The following is a 4513-nucleotide window of genomic DNA, read 5'->3' on the forward strand; positions in this document are numbered from 1 at the left end:
CCTGCCCGCGCGAGGACACCCAGCCCGCGTAGACGCTGACCTGGGTGTCGTAGGAGCGGTAGGCGCTCTGCACCGCCAGCGAGAGGCCGGCCTCGGAGCGGGCGGCGGCGAAGAGCGGGACGAGGGCGTCCGCGGTCGCCTGGCGCATCGGCTGCCGGTTGACGTAGGGCACGTCGGGGAAGGTCAGGTCGGCGGGGACGTAGTCGACCGGCGCGAGCGTCCGCAGCTTGTTGACGACGACCCAGGTGCTCGCCGGGTCGTCGACGGACTGCGCGGTGAGGTCGATCCCGGAGGCGGTGGGAGTGGGTGTGGGAGTCGGAGTGGCGGTCGGCTCCGCTGTGGGCGCCGAAGTGGTCGCGGCGGCGGAGGGCGACGGAGCGGGCGGCGCCGTCGAGGGGGTCGGCGAGGGCGCCGGCGCTCCGTTCCCGATGGCGGCTCCGACCCCCAGCGCGGTCAGGCCCGCCGCGGCGGCCACACCCCCGATGACCAGGGCTCGGCGGCGGACGGGGCGCCCATCGGTCGGCTCGTTCTCGTTCGACGTCATCCTCCGAGCCTAGACAGACCCGTTCCTGCGCATCTGCTGAAGCACCGGCGATCGGTTCTGTCCACCCGTGCCCCTCCACGCGGGTCGCGCATATCCTCTAAGGATTCACATAAGCAGACCCCCTAGCTTGAGTGACAGCCACGACTCCGTGTGCGACCGCCCCCTCGGCCGCACGGCCCCCCACGGAGCCGTCGATGGAAGGACCCCATGCTCCGACCCCTCACCGCACCCTCCGTCCCTCTCGCCGCCCTCGCTCGGACGCTCGAGATCGGCGACGAGGGCGGCCTGACGGCCGAGATCAGCGGAGTGACGCTGATCGCCTCCGACGTCGAGCCCGGCGACCTCTTCGTCGCCCTGCCCGGGGTCAACCGCCACGGGGCCGAGTTCGTCGAGCAGGCCGTGGCCCGCGGCGCCTCCGCCGTGCTGACCGACACCGCGGGCGCCGATGCCGCGCGCGCGACGGGTCTGCCCGTCCTCGTGGTCGACGACCCCCGCTCCCGCCTGGGCGCCGTCGCCGCCGCCGTCTACGGGACGGCCGAGCGCTCCCCCGTGCTGCTCGGCGTGACCGGCACCAACGGCAAGACGTCGACCGTCCACATGCTCGAGGGGATCCTCCGCCAGCTCGGCGTCGTGCCCGGCCTCAGCTCGACCGCTGAGCGTCACATCGGCGACACCTCGGTGACCAGCGGCCTGACCACCCCGGAGGCGACGGAGCTGCACGCGCTCGTCGCCCGCATGGAGGAGGAGGGCGTCGGCGCGGCCGCGATCGAGGTCAGCGCCCAGGCGCTCACCCGCCACCGCGTCGACGGCGTGGTCTTCGACGTCGCCGGCTTCACGAACCTCAGCCACGACCACCTCGACGACTACGGCGACATGGACACCTACTTCGGCGAGAAGGCCCAGCTGTTCCAGCCCGATCGCGCGCGCCGGGCCGTCGTCTCGCTCGACTCCCCCGCGGGCGCGCGCCTCGTCGAGGTCGCCGGCGTGCCGGTCACCACGATCACCTCCCTCCCGGGCGTCGACGCCGACTGGACCGTGACGGTGCTCGAGCAGGAGTTCGGCCGCACCCGCTTCCGGATCGGCAACCGCGAGGGCCGTGCCATCACGACCTCCGTCCCGATCATCGGCACCCACATGGCCGCCAACGCCGGACTGGCGATCGTGATGCTGATTGAGTCCGGTCGGCCGATCGGCGAGATCCGCGCCGCGCTGCACCGCGACGGCGGAGTGGACGCCTCCCTCCCCGGCCGCACCGAGCGCGTCTCCGGCGACCGCGGCCCCACGGTGTACGTCGACTTCGGACACAGCGCCGACGCCTTCGCCCGCACCCTGGAGGCCGTCCGCGAGGTCACTCCCGGCCGCGTGGTCATGGTGTTCGGCGCCGACGGCGACCGGGACGCGCTCAAGCGCCCGGCCATGGCCGGAGCCGCCGTCCTGGGCAGCGACGTGCTGGTCGTCACCGACCACCACCCGCGCTTCGAGGACCCGGCCTCGATCCGGCGCACCCTCGTCGACGCCGCCCGCGCCGCACGTCCGGACGCCGAGATCCACGAGGTCGACGACCCCAAGCGCGCCATCCGCGTCGCCGTCTCCCTGGCGCACGAGGGCGACGCCATCCTCTGGGCCGGTCCTGGGCACCAGAACTACCGCGACATCCTCGGCGTGCGCACGCCGTACTCTGCCCGAGCCGAGGCCCGCGCAGCGCTCCGTGAGGCCGGCTGGGCGGACGAGGCGGTCCCCGCTCCGGCCTGATGCACGGCCCCGGCACGGCGGCCCTGAGATCCCGTTCAGGCTCGCCGGACGGTCTGTCGCGCTCTCCGCACGCGGTGTAACTTTGCGCAGCACGCAACGTTTGCGGCGGATCGCCGTGCCTGGACGCGTCCGCCAGACAAGGGGACCACCGTGGCCGACTCCGCCTCCGCTCCATCCGCTCCGACCTCGACGCCGTCCGGCGCCGTGATGTCGCACCGGCAGATCCTGTTCGTCATCTTCGGGCTGATGGCGGGGATGTTCCTCTCCTCGCTCGACCAGACCATCGTCGGCACCTCGATGCGCACCATCGCGGACGACCTCGACGGCCTCTCGCAGCAGGCGTGGGTGACCACCGCCTACCTGATCGTCTCGACGATCGCGACGCCGATCTACGGCAAGCTCTCCGACATCTTCGGACGCCGCCCGCTCTACCTGATCGCGATCGTGCTGTTCCTGATCGGCTCGACGCTCGCCGGCTTCTCGACCTCGATGCTCGGCCTCGCGGGCTTCCGCGCCGTGCAGGGCCTCGGCGCCGGCGGACTCATGTCGCTCGCGCTCACGGTGATGGGCGACATCCTGCCCCCGCGCGAGCGCGCCAAGTACCAGGGCTACTTCCTGGCCGTCTTCGGGATCTCCAGCGTCGTCGGACCGCTCATCGGCGGCCTGCTCGCCGGCACCCCCGAGATCCTCTTCATCACCGGCTGGCGCTGGGTCTTCCTGATCAACCTCCCGATCGGCGCCGTCGCGCTCTTCATCGTCGTGCGGTTCCTCCACCTGCCCAAGCCCGCCGGCAAGCGCTCGGTGCGGATCGACTGGTGGGGCGCCTCCCTCGTCGTCATCGCCGCGGGACCGCTGCTGCTGATCGCCGAGCAGGGCCGCGAGTGGGGCTGGGGCTCGCCGATCGCGTGGGTCTGCTACATCGTCGGCGCGCTGGGCGTCATCGGCTTCATCGCGGCCGAGCGGATGATGGGCGACGACGCGCTCATCCCCCTCAAGCTCTTCCGCTCGCCGACCTTCTCGATGGCGACCGTGCTGGGCGTCCTCGTCGGCTTCGGCATGTTCGGCGGCATGATGGCGATCCCGCTGTACCTGCAGCTGGTGAACGGCGCCACGCCGACCGAGTCCGGCTTCCTGATGCTGCCGATGATCCTCGGCCTGATGATCGCCTCGATCGTCTCGGGTCAGATCATCTCGCGCACGGGCCGCTACCGCGCCTTCCCGATCGTCGGCACGTTCCTGATGTCGGCCGCGTTCTTCTACTTCACCTTCGTGACGATCGACAAGCCGGTGATCTTCATGATGGGCGGGATGCTGATGCTGGGCCTCGGGCTCGGGCAGATGATGCAGACCCTCACCCTGGCCTCGCAGAACTCGGTCGACGTGGCGAACATGGGAGTCGCGACCAGCGCCTCCACGTTCTTCCGCCAGATCGGCGGCACCCTGGGCACCGCCGTGATCTTCTCGGTGCTGTTCAGCCGGATCCCCGACACCATCGCCGCGGCCTTCAAGAACCCGGCGCTCGCGGCGGATCTGCAGCGGGCCGCCACCGAGCCCGCCGTCGCCGCGGACCCGGCCAACGCCGGGATCCTGAAGCTGCTGCAGTCGCAGGACACCGCCGCGATCGGCTCCGCGCTCGACGGGGACACGTCGTTCCTGAACACCGCGGACCGCGCCCTGTCGGCCCCGTTCCTGACCGGGTTCAACGACGCGACCGTGACCGTGTTCCAGGTCGCGCTGGGCGTGGTCCTGCTGGCCTTCGTGCTCTCGTGGTTCCTCAAGACCCCGCCGCTGCGGGCGAAGTCGGCCATGCAGGAGGCGCACGACCTCGCGGCCGAGGACAGCGCGGAGGAGCTGCGCCGCACGGACCCGCAGCTGGCCGCGCGCGCCGGGGCCGACCTGGCCGCGGGCAGCATCGAGCCGGACGTCCGGACGGACTCGATCCGCACCGCTCCTCCACGCGACGGGCACGGCGCCCACCGGGCCTGATCGGGAAGCGCCGGCCGACCGCGTCCTGCGCTCCGCTCCTCCCCTCCGAGGCGCCGCCTCCGCCGCCCGGACACCGCCCTCACCGCGGTGTCCGGCCGGGGAGGCGGCGCCTCGCGGTCGTCCGGGGTGCGGTGTCCCGCGTTCCGGGGCGAGAGAGCGCTCCACCGGGGCTCTAGGATGGTCGGACCGCTGCCGAAGGAGTCCGCAATGAGCGCCGCCCCCACCCCCTCC

2 protein-coding genes and 1 pseudogene are annotated in these 4513 nt (G+C 72.3%); 2 read left to right on the forward strand and 1 reads right to left on the reverse strand.

Translation table 11 applies throughout. From position 1 onward, the window contains the following. A pseudogene (locus C5C57_RS17310) lies at positions 1-544 on the reverse strand (D-alanyl-D-alanine carboxypeptidase family protein); the annotation flags it as partial. Positions 545-751: 207 nt separating this feature from the next. On the opposite strand from C5C57_RS17310, the gene C5C57_RS17315 reads away from it, so the two are divergent. Then, positions 752-2296, forward strand: a complete 1545-nt coding sequence (locus tag C5C57_RS17315) for a Mur ligase family protein (RefSeq protein ID WP_104269404.1) — start codon at positions 752-754, stop codon at positions 2294-2296. Positions 2297-2503: 207 nt separating this feature from the next. Then, positions 2504-4282 carry an MDR family MFS transporter gene (locus tag C5C57_RS17320; RefSeq protein ID WP_104297930.1) on the forward strand — a complete coding sequence of 593 codons (1779 nt, stop codon included), beginning with the start codon at positions 2504-2506 and terminating at the stop codon, positions 4280-4282. The last annotated feature ends 231 nt before the right edge of the window (positions 4283-4513 follow it).

The organism is Rathayibacter sp. AY1C5 (assembly GCF_002931705.1).
GTDB lineage: Bacteria > Actinomycetota > Actinomycetes > Actinomycetales > Microbacteriaceae > Rathayibacter.